The organism is Nocardioides dubius, assembly GCF_039528155.1.
GTDB lineage: Bacteria > Actinomycetota > Actinomycetes > Propionibacteriales > Nocardioidaceae > Nocardioides > Nocardioides dubius.
Genome location: NZ_BAAALG010000003.1, coordinates 382460 through 401844, shown reverse-complemented (window position 1 = coordinate 401844; position 19385 = coordinate 382460). Strand labels below are relative to the sequence as shown.

21 protein-coding genes are annotated in these 19385 nt (G+C 67.7%); 13 read left to right on the top strand and 8 right to left on the bottom strand.

From position 1 onward, the window contains the following. On the top strand, positions 1 to 935 hold a 935-nt coding region (locus ABD151_RS06100), incomplete at its 5' end, for a hypothetical protein (protein WP_343992351.1). A gap of 117 nt (positions 936 to 1052) precedes the next feature. Beyond that, entirely contained in the window at positions 1053 to 2213 is a 1161-nt protein-coding gene (locus ABD151_RS06095; protein WP_343992349.1) for a DUF3800 domain-containing protein, read from the top strand. Between the two features lie 255 nt (positions 2214 to 2468). On the opposite strand, the gene ABD151_RS06090 is transcribed toward ABD151_RS06095, so the two are convergent. The 4 genes from ABD151_RS06090 to ABD151_RS06075 form a co-directional block, all read right to left on the bottom strand. Next, a complete protein-coding gene (locus tag ABD151_RS06090) occupies positions 2469 to 3224 on the bottom strand; it encodes a restriction endonuclease (RefSeq protein ID WP_343992347.1) in 756 nt (251 codons plus the stop codon). 374 nt (positions 3225 to 3598) lie between these two features. Then, positions 3599 to 4468 (bottom strand): hypothetical protein, encoded by an 870-nt coding sequence (locus ABD151_RS06085; protein ID WP_343992345.1) that lies wholly within the window; start codon positions 4466 to 4468, stop codon positions 3599 to 3601. A 65-nt stretch (positions 4469 to 4533) separates the two neighbouring features. Further along, a complete protein-coding gene (locus tag ABD151_RS06080; protein WP_343992343.1) occupies positions 4534 to 5406 on the bottom strand; it encodes a hypothetical protein in 873 nt (290 codons plus the stop codon). Between the two features lie 146 nt (positions 5407 to 5552). Beyond that, entirely contained in the window at positions 5553 to 6248 is a 696-nt protein-coding gene (locus tag ABD151_RS06075; protein ID WP_343992341.1) for a DUF4145 domain-containing protein, read from the bottom strand. 298 nt (positions 6249 to 6546) lie between these two features. Between ABD151_RS06075 and ABD151_RS06070 the strand changes: the two genes are divergently transcribed. Genes ABD151_RS06070 through ABD151_RS21930 form a run of 3 tightly spaced genes read left to right on the top strand, consistent with a single transcriptional unit; the run spans position 6547 to position 8151 of the window. Continuing rightward, positions 6547 to 6843, top strand: a complete 297-nt coding sequence (locus tag ABD151_RS06070; RefSeq protein WP_343992339.1) for a transposase — start codon at positions 6547 to 6549, stop codon at positions 6841 to 6843. Then, positions 6840 to 7706: an IS3 family transposase gene (locus ABD151_RS06065; protein ID WP_343992337.1), complete on the top strand. Its 867-nt coding sequence runs from the start codon at positions 6840 to 6842 to the stop codon at positions 7704 to 7706. Before ABD151_RS06070 ends, ABD151_RS06065 begins: the two co-directional genes overlap by 4 nt. 31 nt (positions 7707 to 7737) lie before the next feature. Beyond that, on the top strand, positions 7738 to 8151 hold the full coding sequence (locus ABD151_RS21930) for a DUF6228 family protein (RefSeq protein WP_415629881.1): 414 nt from the start codon (positions 7738 to 7740) through the stop codon (positions 8149 to 8151). Here ABD151_RS21930 and ABD151_RS06060 read toward each other — a convergent pair. Further along, positions 8148 to 9167, bottom strand: a complete 1020-nt coding sequence (locus ABD151_RS06060) for a hypothetical protein (protein WP_343992335.1) — start codon at positions 9165 to 9167, stop codon at positions 8148 to 8150. The genes ABD151_RS21930 and ABD151_RS06060 overlap by 4 nt on opposite strands. 198 nt (positions 9168 to 9365) lie before the next feature. Here ABD151_RS06060 and ABD151_RS06055 point away from each other — a divergent pair, with 198 nt between their 5' ends. Then, entirely contained in the window at positions 9366 to 10151 is a 786-nt protein-coding gene (locus ABD151_RS06055; RefSeq protein WP_343992332.1) for a 2-keto-4-pentenoate hydratase, read from the top strand. A gap of 12 nt (positions 10152 to 10163) precedes the next feature. Here ABD151_RS06055 and ABD151_RS06050 read toward each other — a convergent pair whose 3' ends face one another. Further along, positions 10164 to 10652 (bottom strand): MarR family winged helix-turn-helix transcriptional regulator, encoded by a 489-nt coding sequence (locus ABD151_RS06050; RefSeq protein WP_343992330.1) that lies wholly within the window; start codon positions 10650 to 10652, stop codon positions 10164 to 10166. Positions 10653 to 10798: 146 nt separating this feature from the next. Here ABD151_RS06050 and ABD151_RS06045 point away from each other — a divergent pair, with 146 nt between their 5' ends. From ABD151_RS06045 to ABD151_RS06035, 3 genes are read left to right on the top strand one after another with little or no spacing between them, the layout of a single operon-like run. Next, entirely contained in the window at positions 10799 to 11968 is a 1170-nt protein-coding gene (locus tag ABD151_RS06045) for a luciferase domain-containing protein (RefSeq protein ID WP_343992328.1), read from the top strand. Between the two features lie 42 nt (positions 11969 to 12010). Further along, complete coding sequence (locus ABD151_RS06040; protein ID WP_343992326.1) at positions 12011 to 12298, top strand: type II toxin-antitoxin system TacA family antitoxin; 288 nt, start codon at positions 12011 to 12013, stop codon at positions 12296 to 12298. Next, a complete protein-coding gene (locus ABD151_RS06035) occupies positions 12295 to 12798 on the top strand; it encodes a GNAT family N-acetyltransferase (protein ID WP_343992324.1) in 504 nt (167 codons plus the stop codon). The genes ABD151_RS06040 and ABD151_RS06035 overlap by 4 nt, the downstream gene beginning before the upstream one ends. A 7-nt stretch (positions 12799 to 12805) precedes the next feature. Here ABD151_RS06035 and ABD151_RS06030 read toward each other — a convergent pair whose 3' ends face one another. Continuing rightward, positions 12806 to 13555, bottom strand: coding sequence for a ZIP family metal transporter (locus ABD151_RS06030; protein WP_343992322.1), 750 nt, complete (start codon positions 13553 to 13555; stop codon positions 12806 to 12808). Positions 13556 to 13826: 271 nt separating this feature from the next. Here ABD151_RS06030 and ABD151_RS06025 point away from each other — a divergent pair, with 271 nt between their 5' ends. The 4 genes from ABD151_RS06025 to ABD151_RS06010 all read left to right on the top strand — a co-directional run bounded on the left by ABD151_RS06025 (position 13827) and on the right by ABD151_RS06010 (position 17140). After that, on the top strand, positions 13827 to 15320 hold the full coding sequence (locus ABD151_RS06025) for a malate:quinone oxidoreductase (protein WP_343992320.1): 1494 nt from the start codon (positions 13827 to 13829) through the stop codon (positions 15318 to 15320). Positions 15321 to 15432: 112 nt separating this feature from the next. Beyond that, on the top strand, positions 15433 to 16398 hold the full coding sequence (locus ABD151_RS06020) for a zinc-binding dehydrogenase (protein WP_343992318.1): 966 nt from the start codon (positions 15433 to 15435) through the stop codon (positions 16396 to 16398). Between the two features lie 92 nt (positions 16399 to 16490). Then, complete coding sequence (locus tag ABD151_RS06015) at positions 16491 to 16709, top strand: hypothetical protein (protein ID WP_343992316.1); 219 nt, start codon at positions 16491 to 16493, stop codon at positions 16707 to 16709. Positions 16710 to 16711: 2 nt separating this feature from the next. Further along, positions 16712 to 17140 (top strand): type II toxin-antitoxin system VapC family toxin, encoded by a 429-nt coding sequence (locus ABD151_RS06010; protein ID WP_343992314.1) that lies wholly within the window; start codon positions 16712 to 16714, stop codon positions 17138 to 17140. Between the two features lie 18 nt (positions 17141 to 17158). On the opposite strand, the gene ABD151_RS06005 is transcribed toward ABD151_RS06010, so the two are convergent. Further along, positions 17159 to 19324 (bottom strand): sortase domain-containing protein, encoded by a 2166-nt coding sequence (locus tag ABD151_RS06005; protein ID WP_343992312.1) that lies wholly within the window; start codon positions 19322 to 19324, stop codon positions 17159 to 17161. Positions 19325 to 19385 lie beyond the last annotated feature (61 nt).

Here is a 19385-nt window from a genome sequence, read left to right as displayed (position 1 = left end):
CCGAGAGCAGGTCGTTCGCCACGAGAATGATGATGCGTGGCATAGAACAGATGCATGCGGACCTCACCGACGCGGTCGACTTGGCCTTGCGGCCCCAGTTGAAGGTTGTTATCGACGGAGCGCCCGTGAAGGGGCACGAGATCAGGGTCGATGCATTGTCTCGGCTCCTGTACAGCCTCCAGGAGTCGATATCCTCGGTAGCCCAAGCACTGACGGGTAAAGCGACGGAGCGCGCCTCGCTGCCGGGCTTGATCCGGGATACGACATCCCTTCGGCTAGCAGCTGTATTCCCCGGATCGTTCGGCGCGACGCTCCGTGGACCCGTCGACAAGAAGGTCGAGGAGATGATCGAGGCCGGACAGGACCCCCTGTTCCCGCAGGAAGAGGTCGTGACACTTCTCGATCAGGCCGTCGACGCTGTCCTGGACGTCATCGACCTCGCGGCAGCCGAGGGTACCGACGACGGTCCTATCATCGAGGCCGTCTTGCCGCTAGGCGGCCGAGCCTTCAAGCATCTGAAAGACCTTTCAGACGCAATCGTGGATCGGGACATGACGGCCAGTCTGGATTGGAACCATCTCGGTCACGAGACCCGACACGCGACGGTGAACAAGGAGTCCGCTCGCCGTCTGAACGATGTGTTGACGATGAATCGAGTCACGGAGACCACCGAAATCATCCGGGGGCACCTTGGGACCGCCAGCGAGTTCCACGGTGGGCGCTTGGAGATCCAGCGCGACAACGGTGACGTCATCAGCGCAAAGGTGGCCGACGATCTAGTCCCGAGGCTCAGGGATTTTTACAGCCACCGAGTCGAGGCCGACGCAATCGTGACGACCGCCCGATCAACAGCTACCGGCAACGAGCGAAAGTCTTACATTGTCACCGGACTTTCGACGCTGCCGGAAGCTCCGCAGTTGCCCGACGTGCAATAGCCACGGCATTCGACCGAGGAACTGCACGGATGGCAGCAGCGACTTCGCGCAAACCCTGGCTTGGGTCCCTTGTCGGGAGCGTGACCACGCACCCCAACACGAACCTTCGGAGGAGTAGTGGGCAAGTCCGGCAACCCTGCAAAAAGAGCGCGCCAGGAGCGGGTGCGGGCTCAGCTGCAGGTGTTGGGCCTCAAGGCGATGCGAGCGACCTTCTATTGCGACGAGTCCGGCAACACCGGGGCTCACTGGGCCGACGAGCAGCAACCCATTTTCGTACACGGTGGCTGGCTTGTTCCTCGCCGGTTCGAGAGCCAGATATCGACCGACGTCGCGGCCTTTCGGGCCCGCCACAAGCTTCAAGGCCCAGAATTGAAATGGCAGAAGCTGTCACGCCGGCCCGATCCTGCAGCCGCATTCCGGGAACTTTTCAAGATTATGGCAGACGGCTGCAGCGTGCCGTTTTTCTTCGTGATGGACAAGGAGTACATCACTAGCGCCAAGGTTGTCGAGACGTTCTTTGATCCCGCGTACAACTCACACCTACCGATGGCGTTCACTTCCCAGCGCGCCCGCAAGAAGCAGATCGCCGAGATCGTCCTGCAGGCCGACGACGTCAGGGGACGGTTCGCGCAGATGCTGAAGGCGGGGGCAAGTCCGTCACCGGACACCGTTCGCCACCTGGCTCATGACCTCGCGAGTCGCCTTTCTTCGGCCGGCGAGGAGGATCTGGCGGCAACACTATTCGACTTTTCCGATGCGGCCATCGCGGAGATCCAGAGTGAGCTAGCCGCGCCGAACTGGCTTCGCACGACCCTCGCGCACTCGTTGCCCGGGCTCACTCAGGTTCTGGAGAAGTTCGTCAGGGCACGTAGCGTGGAGTTGGAGATCGTCCACGACGCGTTGGTGCGCCAGGACGAGACATTTGCGGCTCTGGAGGCGCGCTTCCGGCCGACCGACGGAAGCGACAGGTTGGTGATCGAGGGGCAAGAACAGTTCGCGCTGATGCCCACGGTTACGGGGGTGCGACTGGCTGATTCGAAGGATGTTCTTGGCATACAACTGGCGGATCTACTGTGCGGCTTCGTTCGGACCATCTTCGCCAAGATCAAGCGCGGGGAGCAACTGACCGAGGACGAACTCGTCGTTTGCTTTCATCTCGCCATGGGTCGCGACGAGTGGGGGTCGTGGGATGCGAACCTGCCTCGGCGGTTGCGGGAGGAATTCGCCAAGCACTCGATCGGCCCGGTTGCGCGAGGGGAACTCGACCCAGCACTATGAGGAAGGCGCCCGTGGCGGTATATCTGCGGTCGCTTCGCGCACTTCGAGTACGCCTTCGATCCACGTCGCCTGTGCGTCGGTCAAGCCGTGACAGGCCACACCGCTGTGGGCCGACGAGCCACATTGGCCGTTGCCAGGTGGGGCTGCTGCACGAACGAGGGGACGCGCCACGTGCGTCGATCCGCCGCGCATGGAGCGCACCGAGGAGGCGTTTCCCAGCGGTGCCGATAGCCCAGGTCCGCGCTCTCTTCTGCCTCAGTGGTCCCAGAGACCAGACATCCAGTGGATGTCGGTCAAGACCTGGGACCCGTGCTCCCGATCGACCATGAATGCACCTGAGTCGCAGTGGTCACAAATCTGCTCGTCCGACTCGAGACGGGTCGAGCCATCGCATTCTTGGCAGACACCGACTGGTAGCCCGCACTGGTCACAGATCCCGCCGTCCCAATCTTCTGTAGCGACAAAATCGCCCCAGCACTCGTCGCCGGGGCACGCCCTCACGCCTAGAAACTTGGGCGTGACGACATCCCACGGTTCGAGGTCCGCGAGAAGAATGGCGATCTCGGAGTCACTGAGCGTCACCGAAGCAGGTTCGGGCACTTCTCTGAGCTCGATCTTGGGGTGGACTGCAGCCGCGGCGCGCGCGACCGCGCCGTCGTCGAACCCGAGGTGCGAGTACAGTATGCCTTTGTCGACTTCGACGTCCACGCATTTGCCGACGAAGGCGTCGACGACTCCGATGCCAACCTTCTTGGAGTAGTGCTTGGCTTCGACGGCGATCTCGACCGCTGACCCGCAGACGTCGCCCGTGATGAGCGCGTCCATCTGACGAAGGCGGCCACTCTTGCCGTGACGCTTCTTGTTGTGGATGACCGTGGCACCAGGGTCTAGGGATGCCAGAAAGTTCGACACGTCCTTCTCGAAGGTCAGCCATGCGGGTTCACCGGGAGCGATGGTCGGCGGGGCGCTTGCGTCCACCTCGTCGTCGCTTACCTCCGGACCGGGCAACATTGCTCAACGGTACCCGACGGGCGGCGGCTCGCGGTGGCGTTAAGAAATAGCACCCTCGCCACACACCGCGTCTCTGCACCGGACTCCGTCATGTTGCTGGTCATAACTCAATCGGTCTGGTGAGGTCTTGGCTGAGGGCGCGAACATTCAGGCTGCACTTCCGCAGAAGCGCATACCCGGCCGCACGCTGCTCGTAGACCCGCGTCATTACACCGCGAGTGTGTCTTCTGCGAACGGCGCACTGGATGCCGCTCAACGTGGGGACGGAGCGATGACCAGCCATCGTCGGGGCAGCCCGTATCAACGGGCTCAAGGACGTGGCCTCGCCGGTCTCCGGCGCGGACACGATCTCGGCGCGGACCCCACCGAAGGCGTCAAGTTGACGAGCGAGGTGGGCGAACGGCCATGTCCTGCGTTCCGACCAGTTGTCCAGCTGCGATCTCACCCACGGCGTACATTCGGATGACGCTGGGGCCTCCGTCGTCAACGACTACCTCTCTGACCCAGACTCGCATCTCGCGAAGCCTCTCAATGACCTTCGCGGCATCAGCGACGTCCTCTCCGAGGGCCTCTCCACGAAGGTAGGTATTGGCCGTGCGTCGATTTGTGAGCTCCGTCAAGAGGGTCGCGTAGCGGACATCCGTATTCCCGAGGCGGGCCCATAACTGGTAGATGCTCCGGATGGCCGAGTGCGACTTGGCAGTCGCCACATCACGGGCGACCGGTGGGTACGTCAAGAGTTCCGCGATCGCAAGGTGCTCGACGGCATGGAAGGCGCACTCGTAGAACGCCCTGAGACGGCCGGCAAGGAACGCAACTTCGGCCTCCTCCGCAAACTCCTCGCCGGCGTACAGATGCCCCTCACGGCGCGGGTGCGGCACGCTGAGCCTGATCTCGAGCACCCAGGCATCGTCGACCCACCGCCCTTTGATGAAGCGTTCGGTCAGGTGGTCCGCCGCAGGGACGACTTCGACCTTCAGGTCGGTGGGCGCAATGCTCTCGCCAGCCTCGAACGTACGGGCGGCTGTCGGTTGACCCCAGAACTCCCGCTCGTCGTTGACTTGGATTCGGACATCGCGATCGTCCTCGTACGGGAACTCGACCAAGAAGCTCGTGAGCCCCTGATCCTCACCCCAGGTGCCGTTTCCGATCCGGGCGAGCAGCACCAACTTCACGAATCTGGTGAGGACGTCCTCCGCGACCCTAGCTCGGATCTCGGGGGTGTCCTCAGCATCAGCGTTCATGCTTCACTCCTGCGAGTAGTCACCCTAGGTGATCCAGGTTGCAGCGATCTCGGACGAAGATGGGCTCACTCCTCATCGTCCGCGATCGCCGGAAAGCGCCAATGCTGTTCCTCAGCCTCGATCAATGCCGCTTCCATCACCGGTCGAGCCCTGACGTGCGCCCGAACGGTGCTGCCCTTCGCCAGCCGCTCGGCGAACGTCTCGCCGTTGTCGGTCAGATCGATGTGCGCCGGGATCCCATCGGGAAGGGCGATGCCGCGCAGCAGTGTCGGGATCACGATGTCGGCCACGTGTCGGGCCATGCCGTCGAGTTCAGGGCCGGGTGCAACCGGAGTGCCGTCCGGGCGGTGGACGAGCAGCGCGGGCGACACCTCGACCGGCGTCAGGACGCCCTTCGTGACCTGTTCCAGGACGGTGCCGACCTCCATCTGCCTCATGCCCTGGCTGACGCTGCGCTGCCAGTCGTCGTATCGCTGGACGAGAGTGTGACCAGCAGTCGCTCGCAGCGCGCGGTGCTTGTCCGCGTTCGAGTAGTCGCGGAGTAATGCGAGTGGCTGGGCCTGAGCTGCCTCAACGCCCATGACGTAGGCGAGGATCGGGGACAGCGAGCCGATTGAAGTCGGGTCGTTGAACGGCTGAAGCGACTCGACGCGCTTGCCCAGAGTGGCGCGTGGGTCGAACATGGCGAGTCCCTGACGCACGAGCCCTTTCCACTTGCGCTCATAAGGGCTCGCCTCGTCGTAGACGAGCATCGAGACGGCCCGCTCCTGCTGAGGCCCGAGCGGCTGCCCGTGCTCCTGCTCGGCGACGTAGAACCCCACATTGTCGACCGCAGAGCGCATGTGATGCACGGCTTCGCTGAACAGCATCCCAGCGACAGGCGGGACGGGCCGGATGGAGGCGACCTCCACGTCGTAAATGCCGGGCGTCCGCTCCACCTGCCGCAGCGTGATTGCGCCCTGGTCCTCAGTGCCTCGGGACCACGAGAGGGCGACACGCGACAGTTCCTCGGCTGCTGCATCCGCTCGTGCCAGTCGCATGGCGACCGATTGCAGTTGCGCAGGGAGCCAATCTCCTGCAGCCACTAGGAGTTCTTCGCCAAGTCCCGCCGCGTTTTGCGCGCTTCTCGCATCGCGCGCTTCTGCTCGGGCTGCACGTAGAGAATCAGCACGGCCTCCTCGATCAACTTTGCCACGTCCTCGACCTCCTCGGCCGAGTAGGTGAGACCGTCATGGATGCTGTCGTTGCCGAGCATCCGTGCCTCGTGTAGGTCCTCGACCAGTTCGGTGGAAAGAGTGCCCTTGAGGCTTTCGATCTTGTCGTAGAGCGTGCGTCCGGTTGCTTGCTGTTCCTTCACCAGTTCTTCGACGGCGGCTCTGTACATCACCCCCGCGGCTCGGAACGCGCCCGCTTCTGCGCACGTGCTTGCCTCGACGAACAAGCTCCGTATCACTTCCGGCGCCGAATCATGCAGTACTCGTGCGAGCGGGGCTGGCGAGACCATGATGCGCTGCTGGCGAAGCTCCGGGACGTCATCTGGTTGCCGTCCAGGCAGGATGGCGATCGACTCGAGGAGCACGACCGCCTTGCCGCAGTGCAGGCACTCCATGACGACGAGACCCGTGTACGCAGTGCCCTTCTTCTTCTCATCTTCGAAGACGTTGCGCTGGCCCCAAGGGGGGATGAAGTACGGCGCGACGCTCGTGAGCTCGTGCACGGCCTTGAACGAACTATCCCTCTTGTGCCACGGGCAGAAGCCCGCCCCATCCTCGAACATCATCCGTCGTCCCCTCGTTGGTTGGTCGGCACAGCCTGTCATGGTGCGCCGACAAGGGTGTCTGTCTCCTTCCGAGGGTTCAGCGACTGAGGCTGGCGGAATCAGGCCCCTCGGTGACGTCCGCTTCCGGTGGTGGGCGACCGGATCTGCTCGATTTCCTGTGTTTGGCGGTGCGTCTTTCCGCCGCGAACCGGACGTACGGAACTACCGACCTGCGTGCAGACCCCGTCGCCCACGTGGTCTTGCCCCGTTCTGGTGGACACCCGATAGTGAGCCGCAGGCTCGCTGAAGGGAGTCCGTTATGGGCCGTCCGTCGAAGTACCCGACGGAGTTTCGGACCGAGGCGGTTCGCCTGGTCCTGACCACCGACAAGTCGATGGCAGAGGTCGCTCGCGATCTCGGGATCAGCGACAAGACCCTCGCGGGCTGGGTCCGCAAGGACCGCGCGAAGCAGACCGCTGACGCCCTGCCGGGCGCGTTGAACGAGCACGAACGGCTGGAGTTGAAGCGACTGCGCAAGGAGGTCGCCGACTTGAAGGTCGAACGCGAGATCCTCCGCAAAGCAGCCGCGTATTTCGCCAAGGAGACGACCCGGTGAGCCGCTTCCGGTTCGTCTCTGAGCATCACGACACCTACGGGGTGAAGCGGCTGTGCACTGTTCTCGGCGTCTCCCGATCTGGCTACTACGCCTGGCGCGAGCGAGGCCCGTCGGCGCACGCCGAGCGCGACCTCGAGTTGGCAGCCGTGGTCTGCGAGGTTCACAGCCGTTCCCGCCGCACCTACGGCGCACCCCGCGTCCACGCCGAGCTCGGCCGCCTCGGGCACCGCACAGCAAGGAAACGGGTGGCCCGGCTGATGCGCGAGTACGGCCTTTTCGGGGCGCACTCCCGCAAGAAGTGGCGCACCGGGAAGCCGAACACCGCCTGGGCACCCGACCTGGTCGAACGGGACTTCAACCCAGCCGGCCGCGACCGGCTCTGGGCAGCTGACGTCACCCAGTTCCGCACCGCCGAGGGCTGGCTCCACTTCGCCGGCGTCATCGACCTGTACTCCCGCCGCGTCGTCGGCTGGGCCATGGGCACCAGCGCCGATGCCGACCTGGTCATCGACGCACTCGTGATGGCCTTCGAACGCCGTCGCCCCGACCAGCACGTCATCCACCACGCGGACCGAGGATCGGCCTACACCTCGCTGGCCTTCGGACAGCGACTCGAGACACTCGGCATCACCGCGTCGTTTGGGTCGACCGGCGATTGCTACGACAACGCCGCCGTCGAGTCGACCTGGGCCACGCTCAAGCGGGAACTCGCGTGGATCCACGGCCGCCAGACGTGGCCGTCGCGGGACCTGCTGCGCTCGGCGATCTTCGATTACATCGAGGGCTTCTACAACACCAGCCGCATCAAGCAACGGCTTGGATACCGTTCACCCGCAGAGTTCGAGCACGAGGCAATCGCCTAAAACATCGTGTCCACGAGAGCGGGCCAAGACCATGGATGCTGTGGTGCTCGGAGAATCCGGGCGAACGCTTACTTTTTCGGATCCTCAGGCCCGGGACGCAAGCCCGTCTGACTTTCTCACCGTGGCTGTGGTCGGCCCGGACCTGAGGGCCAGTCGCCAGGTCTACGCGGGCTGGGAAAACGGGTTCAGTACCTTGGCAGCGTTCTTCGCTGATCTTGCTGACCATTGGCGAGGATGGAGTGGCCAGCGAGTCTTTGAATCCATCGAGGGCGACCTGCGGATCCTTGCCACACACGATGGCCACGTGAACCTTCAGGTAAGGCTCTGGGAGACCACCGAACCTCATGGTTGGCGAGTCGAATCGGAGATTCGCGTGGACGCAGGCGAAGCCCTCAGCAGAGCTGCAAATGAGGTCGCAGCCCTCATCACAAGGCCCCAGTCCTAGCGTCCGCTTCGGGCTCGATAGGTGCGTCGATCCGCCGCGAGTGACGCGCCCACGTCTGATCCGGGATTCAAGACTCTCAGCGCAGTCCAGCAGTCGAATCGGGAGTTGGTCGGGACCGTTTGCCGTTGAGTGGCAGTGTCCGGTCGGGCGCGGACCAACGCCGGGAGCCGGGGACGGTCCGAGCCAACGAAATTCTCGCCTTCGGTATAGGGGTCGTCGATGACCGCGAGAAGAGGGACAGTGCCCCGGGGCCGACGCTCCGGGTCGCGGGAGTCAGGCTGATGGGCGCACCTACGACGACGACACACTCCCCGTGCCGTCGTCCACTTGTCGTGAGACAGGACGGCCTCGATCTCAGCGACGTTCGGCCACGGCGCGCCCCAGCCACCAGCAGGCGTGGCGACGTCGATCGTCCGCCGGTCAACCACGGAACGCCTCCAGCGCGCGTTCGTGCCGGCTCGGCGTTCACGAACGTCGAGTGACTCGGCCAGGTCGAGCGCGGCGAGGACATCGCTGGCACTGATCAGGTCCCGGACCACTTCGAGGTCTACCGAGGTCGCGCGGAGAGTCACGTTGCCCGTGCAGTCCCGCATCAAGCCATGCCGTGCCACGACCTCCTTCAAAGCCTTCGTGGCCAGATAGCCGTCGATCGCGTTCGTCGCTGCCAGCCCCAAGCGCGTGGCCACTGATGATGTGTCGACCACGTCCCCACGCAGCCGCTCGGTAGCGCTGCGGTGCGCGACATAGCGGCTCACGCCGGCCCGGCCGCGCGTGCGCTCGACCAGTTCGTCGGCTCCGAGACGACGAAGTCGTCCCCTGATCCGGGACCGCTGGCTCTCCCCCAGCCACCCCGCCTCGCCCCCGGAGAGCAGGGCAACGGCTGCCCACGCGGTCGACTCGGCCCACGCCCTCGCGTGCGAACCGCGACGAACGGCCTGCAGTCGTTCGACCGAGGTCTCGTCGACCACCCCCCTGGCCAGTGAGCGCAGCTCACCGCGCGCCACCAGGTGCTGCACCTGCGCGTAGAGACACCGAGCCGCTCGGCGGCTTCGGAGACAGCAAGCAACGAAATGACATACATGTCCGCCTAGGCGAAGTTGTCCGTCAAACGCGCAGCCAGCGAGGCCAGCCCCTTCCTCGCCCTTCTCCCACCCAGATATAGTTGACGCAACAACCATTCGCTTCGGCGGACGCCCGATCGACAAAGAGGCCCGATGCCCGAGATCCTTGCCCCACAGGCAGCAGCAGATCAGCTCCACGCGGCACGCCAGGACCGTCGCACGATCGAACGCCTGACAGACTCCTGGCCCGATCTGGACGAGCCCTGGGGCTACGCGGTCCAGGACCTCGACCGGGAGCAGCGGGTGCGCGCCGGCGACCCGGTCATCGGCGCCAAGCTCGGGCTGACCAGCGCCGCCAAGCAGCAGCGGATGAGCGTCGATCGCCCGATCGTCGGCTTCCTCACCGCGAGCATGTACCTCCGGCCTGCCGAGGTGCGTGGCGCGATGCACCACTGGGCGCAGCCGCGGATCGAGCCCGAGATCGCCTTCATCACCTCCCGGGACATCAGCCACGCGCTCACCGATGAGGACGTCGCTTCCGCCGTGCGCGACGTCGTCATCGCAGCCGAGATCATCGACTCACGGTGGACCGACTACAGGTTCCGGCTGGCCGACGTGATCGCGGACAACACCAGCGCAGCCGGGGTCCTGGTCGGCTCCGAACCTGTCGACCTTCCCTCCGCCGGAGATCTCGCCGCGCTCGCCTGCCAGGTCGAGGTGGACGGCGAGATCGTGCACGAGGCGACCGGAGCGGCGATCCTCGGCCACCCGCTCCGCGCACTGCGACTCCTCAGCGAGCACCTGGAGCGCCGCGGCGAGGTGCTCCCGGCGGGCTCGCTCGTGCTCGCAGGAGCGTTGACCGACGCCGTGCCACTGACCGCAGGACGGCGCTACCGACTCTCGATCGAGCGGCTGGGGACGATCGACGTCACCGCTTGAGGCTCGGGGAGGCTACTCGCCCGGTCGATAGAGCGCCGTCATCTTGCCCTGAGCGTCGAGTCGGGACAGCAGGGCGTCGCCGATCTCGACCAGCTGCCGGACCTGGCGGACACTCAGGGCGTCCAACACGTTGGCACGCACATTGGAGACGTGACCCGGCGCGGCACCGACCACGGTCGCCCAGCCGTCGTCGCTGAGATGGGCGTTGGTCGCCCGCGCATCCTCGGGACACGGGAGACGCTTGACGAGCGAACGCTCCTCCAAGCGCCGCACGACATGCGAGAGGCGCGTCAACGTCGCGTTCGTGCGCTGCGCCAACGCCGTCATGCGGAGCATGCGGTCGGGAGCCTCGGACAGCACGGCCAGCACGAAGTACTCGAAGTGCGTCAGGCCAGCGTCGCGGCGCAGCTGAGTGTCGAGCACGCCCGGCAGCAGCTCGGTGATCGCGACCAGTCGCAGCCAGGCGGCCATCTCACTCTCGTCGAGCCAGTTGGGTTCCATGCCACCATCGTAGTCAACAAAGTTGACGCGACAACCTTTTGGAGTACGCTTTAGTTGAAGCGACAACTAAAGCGACAAGACCGGACTCGCGGCGACCGGCTTCCTGCAGATCACCCTCGCCGCCGAGCCGAACCAGGAGGCTCTCGATGAATGACTTCGCCCCCGCCGAGGTCGCCACCTTCGGCAACGCCGACCCTGCGGCACCCCTGGTGGTGCTGTTGCACGGCCGCGGCTCGCACGAGCGCGAGATCATCACCCTCGCGCCGCACCTGCCCGAGGGCCCCGCGTACGCCGCCGTCCGCGCACCGATCGCCGAGGGCGGCGGCTTCGCGTGGTTCGCCAATCGAGGCATCGGACGCCCCGTCGCCGCGTCGCTCACCCAGACCATGACCTGGTTCCGCGCGTGGCTCGATGAGGTGGCGCCTGCCGGTCGTCCGGTCATCCTGGTGGGCTTCAGCGGCGGCGCTGCCTTCGCCGGCGGGCTCGCCCTCGCCAACCCGCAGCGGTACGCCGGAGCGGCGATCCTCTACGGCACCCTCCCCTTCGACGCCGGAGTCCCGGTCTCGACAGGGCGCCTGGCGCACCTTCCGGTGCTGGTGGCCCAGGGCGACGCCGATCACGTCATCCCGCGTGAGCTCCTCGACCGGACGTGGAGCTATCTGCTCCGCGAGTCGGGCGCGCCGACGGTCGCCCACCGCGACCCCGGTGGCCACGGCATCACCGCCTCGTCGCTCCAGCAGCTCGCCGGCTGGATCGCGGGCCGCATCCAGCACCTGGCAACCGACGGCGCAGCACCGGTCGGCGTGCCCGCCGCCGTCGCCTGGCCCACACTGCCCAACGGGGCACTCCCCCAGCGCAGCGGCGACCGGCCCGAGGTCTCCTGGACGATCCCGCAGCAGCAGCTGACCCAGAACGGCCCGCCGGAGCTTCAGGAACGCCTGTTCCAGCAGATCGCGAACCTGCCCGGAACGAGCGTCGGACCGTCCCACATCTCGGTTCCGGGCGCGCGCGGACTCATCCTCGACGATCCCGCCGGACCACCGCACGCGTTCCTCGTCCCCCAGGCAGCCGAGTTCGCGCACCTGCACCCGACGTACGACGGGTCGCTGCATCTGGCACTCCCACCTGCGCAGGCGGCCGATCTCGTCGCCCGCGGATGGGGCGCCCCGCACCCCTGGGCAGGAACCCGGCTGGCGCCCGGCTTCGTCATGGTCTTCGGGCCACGTGACACGGCCGAGCTGGAGATCGTCACGGGCATCGTCGCCGCCAGCCACGCCTACGCCTCGACCCCTGAGACCGCTTCCGGCGAGCACTGACTGTCGGCGACACCGTACGCACAAGAGGCGTACACTGCCTTCATGACGATCACCCCCGGCGCCACTCGCAAGGACGCTCGCCTTGCCATGCGTCTCACTCCGGACCAGGACGCCCTGATCCGGGATGCGGCGGCCGTCACCGGGCAGTCGCTGACCGAGTTCGTCACCACTGCGGCCGTCGCCCGCGCGGAGGACACCCTGGCTGATCGCCGCATCTTCCGGCTCGACGTCGCAGCCTGGGACGAGTTCGCCGTGATCCTGGACCGGCCGGCCGAGCGGATTCCGGAGCTCTCCGCCCTGCTCGACCAGCCCGCGCCCTGGGACGAGTGAACCCCCAGCGGCCGCGCCCGATCAGCCCGGGCGACGACACGAGCGGCTTCGCCTGCGGCGAGGAGTCCCTGGACCGGTACCTCACTGAACGCGCACTGACCAACCACCTCGCGGATCTGGGCCGGTGCTATGTCTGCATAGACGGTGACACCCATAAGCTGCTGGGCTACTACACGCTCTCGGCTGTCGCCGTCGCCCATGCCGGTCTCGGCGGCAAGGCCCGTCGCAACGCGCCGGACCCTGTACCTGCCGTCCTTCTGGGGCGATTGGCCATCGACGCCACGGCGCAGGGCACGGGCCTCGGTCGCTTCCTCGTGCGGGACGCGATCCTCTCCACGCTGGCCGCAGCGAACCGTGTCGGCGTGCGCATCCTCCTCGTCCATGCGTTGCACCAGGAGGCCGCCACCTTCTACGAGAGGCTCGGGTTCAAGCGTTCCCCGACGGACCCTCTCCATCTCTACCTGCTGCTTGCGGATGCCCGGAGGTCGCTCAGCAGCTGAGCCGCCCTCACGCCCGTTCGATCGCGAACGCCGCAAGGAAGCCCGCCGTCGCGATCAGGCCGGTGTAGAGATGGGTGCGCTCGAAGGCCTCGGGGATCATCGTGTCGGCGACCATGGCCAGGATCGCGCCTGCCGCCAGGGCGGTGATCACAGCGATCACCTCCGGGGACGCGCCGTCGAGGGACGCGGCGCCCAGCATGCCGGCGATGCCGCTGGCGACGGCGATCGCCGTCCAGACGCCGAAGACGTAGCGGGCGCTGCGGCCACTGCGCTTCATCCCGGACGCACTCGACAGCCCCTCGGGCAGGTTAGAGATGAAGATGGCGGCCAGCACCGACAGGCCGACGCCCTCCCCCGCCAGCAACGAGACACCGAGCACCACCGACTCGGGGACGCCGTCCAAGAGCGCCCCGATCGCGATCGCGGCCCCCGATCCGGCCTGCTCCTGCTCCGACGGCTGCTGGTCGCCCGACCGCTTGCGATGCGCGGCACCGTAGCGAGCCAACAGCACGTTCGCCGCCACGTAGACGACGGCGCCCACCAGGAAGCCGAGGGCCGTCGCCGGGAGCCCGCCGGCACGCTCGGCCTCGTCCATGAGGTCGAAGGAGAGCGCGGAGATCAGCACGCCGGCGCCGAACGCCATCACCGAGGCGACCACCCGTCGTGGCACCGCGACGAACCAGGCGATCAGCGCGCCGATCACCAGAGCGCCACCCGCGAGCAGCCCCCACGCACCGGCTTGCAGCCAGACCGGCATCACCCACACCGCCTCTCAGCAGCCGCCGCACGACGGCCCACGCCGCTCGCGTGGCAAGACTGGCATCCGGGCACAGGAAGGGCAATCACCACACCCGGGAACCACCGCAGCGCGGACCGGCCACACCACCCACCGCCCTTACCCTGTGAGGATGTTGGCCCTTGCACACAACGCCGAAACACGCGCGAAAACAGGGGGTTGAGAAATGTCACATCCCGATTCGGCCCCCAGGATTTGGCTTGCGCGACGGAAACGCGAAATGTAAGGGACTGTGGACAACGACGTTGACGTACAGACGCTGAACGAGGGCGCAGAGACCGACGTACTGCTGATCGGTGGCGGCATCATGAGCGCTACCCTCGCCGCGCTCATCGCCGAGCTCGAGCCGACCTGGAGCATCCGAATCCTGGAGCGCCTGGACGAGCCCGCTCAGGAGAGCTCGGGTCCGTGGAACAACGCCGGCACCGGGCACGCCGCGCTCTGCGAGCTCAACTACTCCCCGCAGCGCGAGGACGGCTCCGTCGACGTCTCCAAGGCGATCGACGTCAACGAGCAGTTCCAGCTGTCGCGTCAGTTCTGGTCGTTCCTCGTCGAGTCCGGCCACATCCCCGAGCCGGGTGCCTTCATCCAGGCCACCCCGCACATGAGCTTCGTCTGGGGCGCGGAGAACGTCGCCTACCTCAAGGAGCGGCACCGCATCCTCGCCGGGCACCCGCTCTTCGAGGGCATGGAGTACTCCGAGGACCCCGCGCAGATCGCCGAGTGGGCACCGCTGCTGGTCGCCGGCCGCACCGGTGACGAGCCGATCGCCGCGACCTTCTCCACGGACGGCACGGACGTCGACTTCGGCGCCCTGACCAAGCTGATCCTCGCCTCGATGACCGAGCGCGGCGCGCAGATCGACTACCGCGCCGACGTCAGGAGCGTCCACCGCACCATGGACGACGTGTGGCACGTCCGCGGCAAGCAGGACGGCGTCGCGTTCCACCACCGCGCCCGCTTCGTCTTCGTCGGCGCCGGCGGCCGGGCCCTCACCCTGCTGCAGAAGTCGCGGATCCCCGAGATCAAGGGCTTCGGCGGCTTCCCGGTCAGCGGCGAGTTCCTGCGCACCTCGAACCCCGACGTCGTGGCCCGCCACCACGCAAAGGTCTACGGCAAGGCCGCCGTCGGCGCGCCGCCGATGTCGGTCCCGCACCTCGACACCCGCGTGGTCGACGGCCAGTCCAGCCTGATGTTCGGCCCCTACGCCGGCTTCAGCCCGCGCTTCCTCAAGCACGGCTCGCTGCTCGACCTCTTCGCCTCGCTGCGCGCGCACAACCTGATCCCGATGATCAAGGCAGGTCTGGCGAACATCGGCCTGACCATCTACCTGATCGGCCAGCTGATCGCCCGCAAGCAGACCAAGTTCTCGCAGCTGCAGGAGTTCTTCGGCGACGCCGACCCGGCCGACTGGGAGAAGATCACCGCCGGCCAGCGGGTCCAGGTGATCCGTCCGGACGGCGTGCTGCAGTTCGGCACCGAGGTGATCACCCACCGCGACGGCTCGATCGCCGGCCTGCTCGGCGCCTCCCCGGGCGCCTCCACCGCCGCGCCGATCATGCTGGAGCTGCTGGAGCGCTGCTTCCCGGAGCGCTGGGACGCGTGGCAGCCCCGCCTCACCGAGATGGTGCCGAGCCAGGGCGCCCCGCTCTCCGAGGACCCGGCACTGGCCCGCGAGATCCACGACCGGACCTCCAAGGTGCTCGAGCTCGACCACCGCGCCTGACCTCGCAGGCGGCGCACTGTCGCCCACGTCTCGGAATGACGGACCGTTGCCACTGGTTGAACCCAGTGGCAACGACGTCTATCAGGAACGGCAGTGAGCAATGCGCGCGATCGTGCACCAAGAGTTCGGCGACCCGACCCAGGTCCTTGAGGTCGCGGAGGTTCCGCTTCCCGAGCCCGGCCCCGGTCAGGTCCGGCTACGGACCGTGCTCAGCCCCGTGCACAACCACGACCTGATCACCGTCACCGGCAACTACGGCTTCAAGCCGGAGCTCCCCGCCCGCTCGGGCTCCGAGCTGGTCGGCATCGTCGACGCGCTCGGTGAGGGCGTCGACGCGCTGAGCCTCGGCCAGCGGGTCGCCAGCGGCGGCACCTTCGGAGCCTGGGCCGAGTACGTGGTCGCCGACGCCGCCGGCCTGCTGCCGGTCCCTGCGCAGCTGGACGACGAGGCGGCCGCACAGCTGATCTCCATGCCGTTCAGTGCGATCAGCCTGCTGGAGTCGCTCGGGCTCGCCGCTGGGGACTGGCTGCTGCAGAACGCCGCCAACGGTGCCGTCGGCAGGATGCTCGCGCAGTTGGCCACCGCCCGCGGCATCAACGTCGTCGGTCTCGTGCGCCGCAGCGACGGCGTGGACGAGCTGGCCGCGCAGGGCATCGGCAACGTGGTCGCCACCGACCAGAGCGACTGGGCCGCCCAGGTCACCGCGATCACCGGCGGGGCCCCGATCAAGGTCGGCGTCGACTCGGTCGGCGGCAAGGCCAGCGGCGAGGTCCTCTCGCTGCTCGCCGAGGGCGGCGAGCTGGTGGTCTTCGGCGCGATGGCCTCCCCGCGGATGGAGCTCTCGTCGGGCGACGTGATCTTCAAGCAGGCAACGGTCCGCGGCTTCTGGGGCAGCAAGGTCTCCGGCTCCATGCCGGCCGAGCAGCGTCGCGCCCTCTTCGGCGAGCTGATCCAGCGCGCCCTGGACGGCTCCCTCACCCTGCCGGTGGAGGCCACCTACTCGTTCGACGAGGTGGGCAAGGCCGCAGCCGGAAACGCCGTGCCCGGACGGCGCGGCAAGATCCTGCTCCAGCCCTGAGGCCAACCCCGTCCTCCTCCCCAAGCACGGATGGCGCGTGCCCCGTGCACAAGCCGCCCCGCCCTGCGCCGGACGGCCTCTACACTGGAAGCATGTCCACGCGCCGCGATGAGCTGCACCAGTTGATCGACGCTCTCCCTGAGGATCAGGTCGAGGGCGTGATCGGTGCGCTCCTGCATCGCGTTGGCACCCCGCGTCCCACATCCGCTGACGCATTCGCCTGGATCGGTGCAGGCGTTGCTGCCAACGGCCGCAGTGACAACGCGACCAGAGCGGACGACTTGCTGGCTGAGGGCTTCGGTCGAGGCTGATCGTGGTCCTCTTCGACACCGCCCCGATCGTCGCGGCGGCGTTTCGATCAGAGGATCACTACGCGCGGTGCGTCGAGCTCTTCACCGGTCTCCGTCTCGCAGGCCGCCGGCTGTTGCTTCCCGCGACCGTCGCCGCGGAGGTCGGCTACCTACTGGATCGCCTCGGCGGACCGGCACGCGAAGCAGGATTCCTCCACGGCGTGGCCGACGGTGCGTTCGAGCTTGCCGAGCTGACCACCTCGGACTACGCACGCATGGCCGAACTCGTCCTCCAGTACGACGACATGCACCTCGGTACGACCGACGCCAGCATCGTCGCACTCGCTGAACGGCTCGGAGTCACGGAGATCGCCACCTTGGACCGTAGGCACTTCACCGCCGTCCGCCCCCGCCATGTCGCCACCTTCAGCCTGCTGCCCGAGCAGCTCTGAGGGCTCGGCACTGAGCCGTCACCGCAGCGGCCGCAGCCACGCGGTGACGGTGAGGTTGTGGGTGTAGTGGTAGTAGCCGGAGGGGTAGACCACCTTGCGGGTGCAGGTGATCAGGTGGAGCATCCGCGGTCCTGAGAGGCGCCAGATCCGTGCCGGCAGCTCGCCGGTGCGTGGGGTCCGGCTGGTGCGGACCACCCGGAACGTGCGGCGAACGCCTGCACGGCGCCACACGATCCGGTCGCCGCGGCGCAGTGTGGCGAGGCGGTGCAGCGCGCCCGGCGCACCTGAGCGATCGGCGACATGGCCGGCGACGATGCTGCCGCCACGAACCGCGCGCAGCGGTGCGCTCCCCCGCCACCACCCGAGCACCCATGGGTCACCCGGCAGCGCAAGGGATCCGCCTCGCTGCACGATCGGGCGGACCCGGATCGCCTGGCCACCCAGGCGCGGGATCACCAAGCGGGAACCGACGATGCGGGCAGCAGGTGACGTGCGTACCCAGCCCTGCGGCCCGGTCGGGATCCCCGGACGCCCGGGCTTGCGCACCAGCGTCGTCTGCGGCACCAGGCCGGGCCGATGCCAGGCACCCTCCGTGCTGGCCGACGAAGCGATCCGCTCCGTGTACGTGTAGCAGCGCGGGGTGCGGACCTTCTTGGACGGCCTGGTCACCACCTTGCCGTCGCCAACCGCCCAGAGCGCGCCACGGTCGAAGACCCGCGCCCGCCCCGTCCGGATCGCGCGCGCCCAGCTCACCGGCCCGCATCTGCCGCGCACGGCCGGTGCCGCCAGCAGCTCCCAACGGACCCGCACCCGCTCGCCGGGCCACAGCCCCTGGACCCAGATCGTGTCGCGCAACCGAGCCCCGGTGACCGCGATCTGCTGCGAGACCTGCGTGCGCAGCCGCGGTCTCGACCTGACCACCAGGGTCGTCTCCGGCACCAACCCGCACGGATGGGTCACCGCCGCAGTGAGCGCCGTCTCGGCCAGACTCGCCACCCAGACATAGTGGCCCGGCGCGCTCGGCGCCGTCTCGCCGAGCGCGTAGACGCCCGATCCCGTGATCTGCAGGCGGTGCACCGCCACCAGCTCCTCGGGCCGGCAGTCCGCGATGGTCGGCTGCGTCGGGTAGGGCCCGTACAGCCGCGCCTCCAACGTCGTGCGCGCCGCACGCGGCAGCCCGGCCACCTCGACGACGTCGTGGAACGACTGCCCGGGGCGCACCTGCTCCGCCGAGGAGCGCGTGCGCACCACCGGCGGTGGCAGCAGCACGCGGACCCGCATCCCCCGCACCTTGACCGAGTCCCTGCTCCGCTCCGCGATCCAGCCGCGCTGGATCCGGCCATCGCGGGGCACGAACAGCACGCCGTTGCCCGACGGGCCGGTGACCGCCGCGCGCACCACCAGCGTGCCGGACCCGCGCGCGGTGACCGTGAACCGCGCGACGCCTCGCGCCGACGTCGTCCGCGCAGCCGGGCCACGGACCTGGTCGTTGTAGGACAACCGGACCCGCGCCCCCGGCACCCGATGGCCGGCGGCTGAGCGCACCGTCGCCGTCAGGCGGCGACGGGCACCGGACTCCAGGTCGGCGACGCTGCCCTGCACCCGCAGTCGCCACGGCCCACGCAACACCGACGCCTCGCGCCACATCGCACGGGCCCGGTCCAGCACCGGCGCAGGAAGCCCACCGGCCAGATCGCGGACCTGCTCCCCCACCGTCAGCCCGCCGGGGAACTGCCCCCGGGCATCGCTCATCACCTGCCGGACGATCAGGCTGATCGCCGCTGCCGTGATGGTGTTCGCGCCCGCGCCCCAGGTGCTGACGACGTAATTCAGTGCCGCCACCTCCCGACGACCGATCGCGCGCCCGAACTGGTTGCGCAGCCCCGCCGTCGAGCGGCGCGGGGCCTGCGCGGGGAGCCGTGAGTCCTTGGACTTGTCGATGCAGAAGAAGACCCGACCGGAGGAGGACGCCAACGTGCCCAGCCAGGTCACCCGGCCGTCTGGGAACCGGAAGCAGATCCCCGTGCGCAGGTTCGGATTGTCGGCACGGCACGCGGACGCTGTCACCGTCCCGATCGGCACGCTGGCAGTGGCCGGGATCATCAGCAGCGGGAGTCCGCCGACGAGCAGCAGGACGACCAGGGCGACGGCCAGGTCGCGGGCATGGAGTCGGACGAATCGCATGGCGGCACTCCTCACCGCCGCGGGTCGCGTCGGGCCCACGGCAGGACGAATCAGTGGCGCT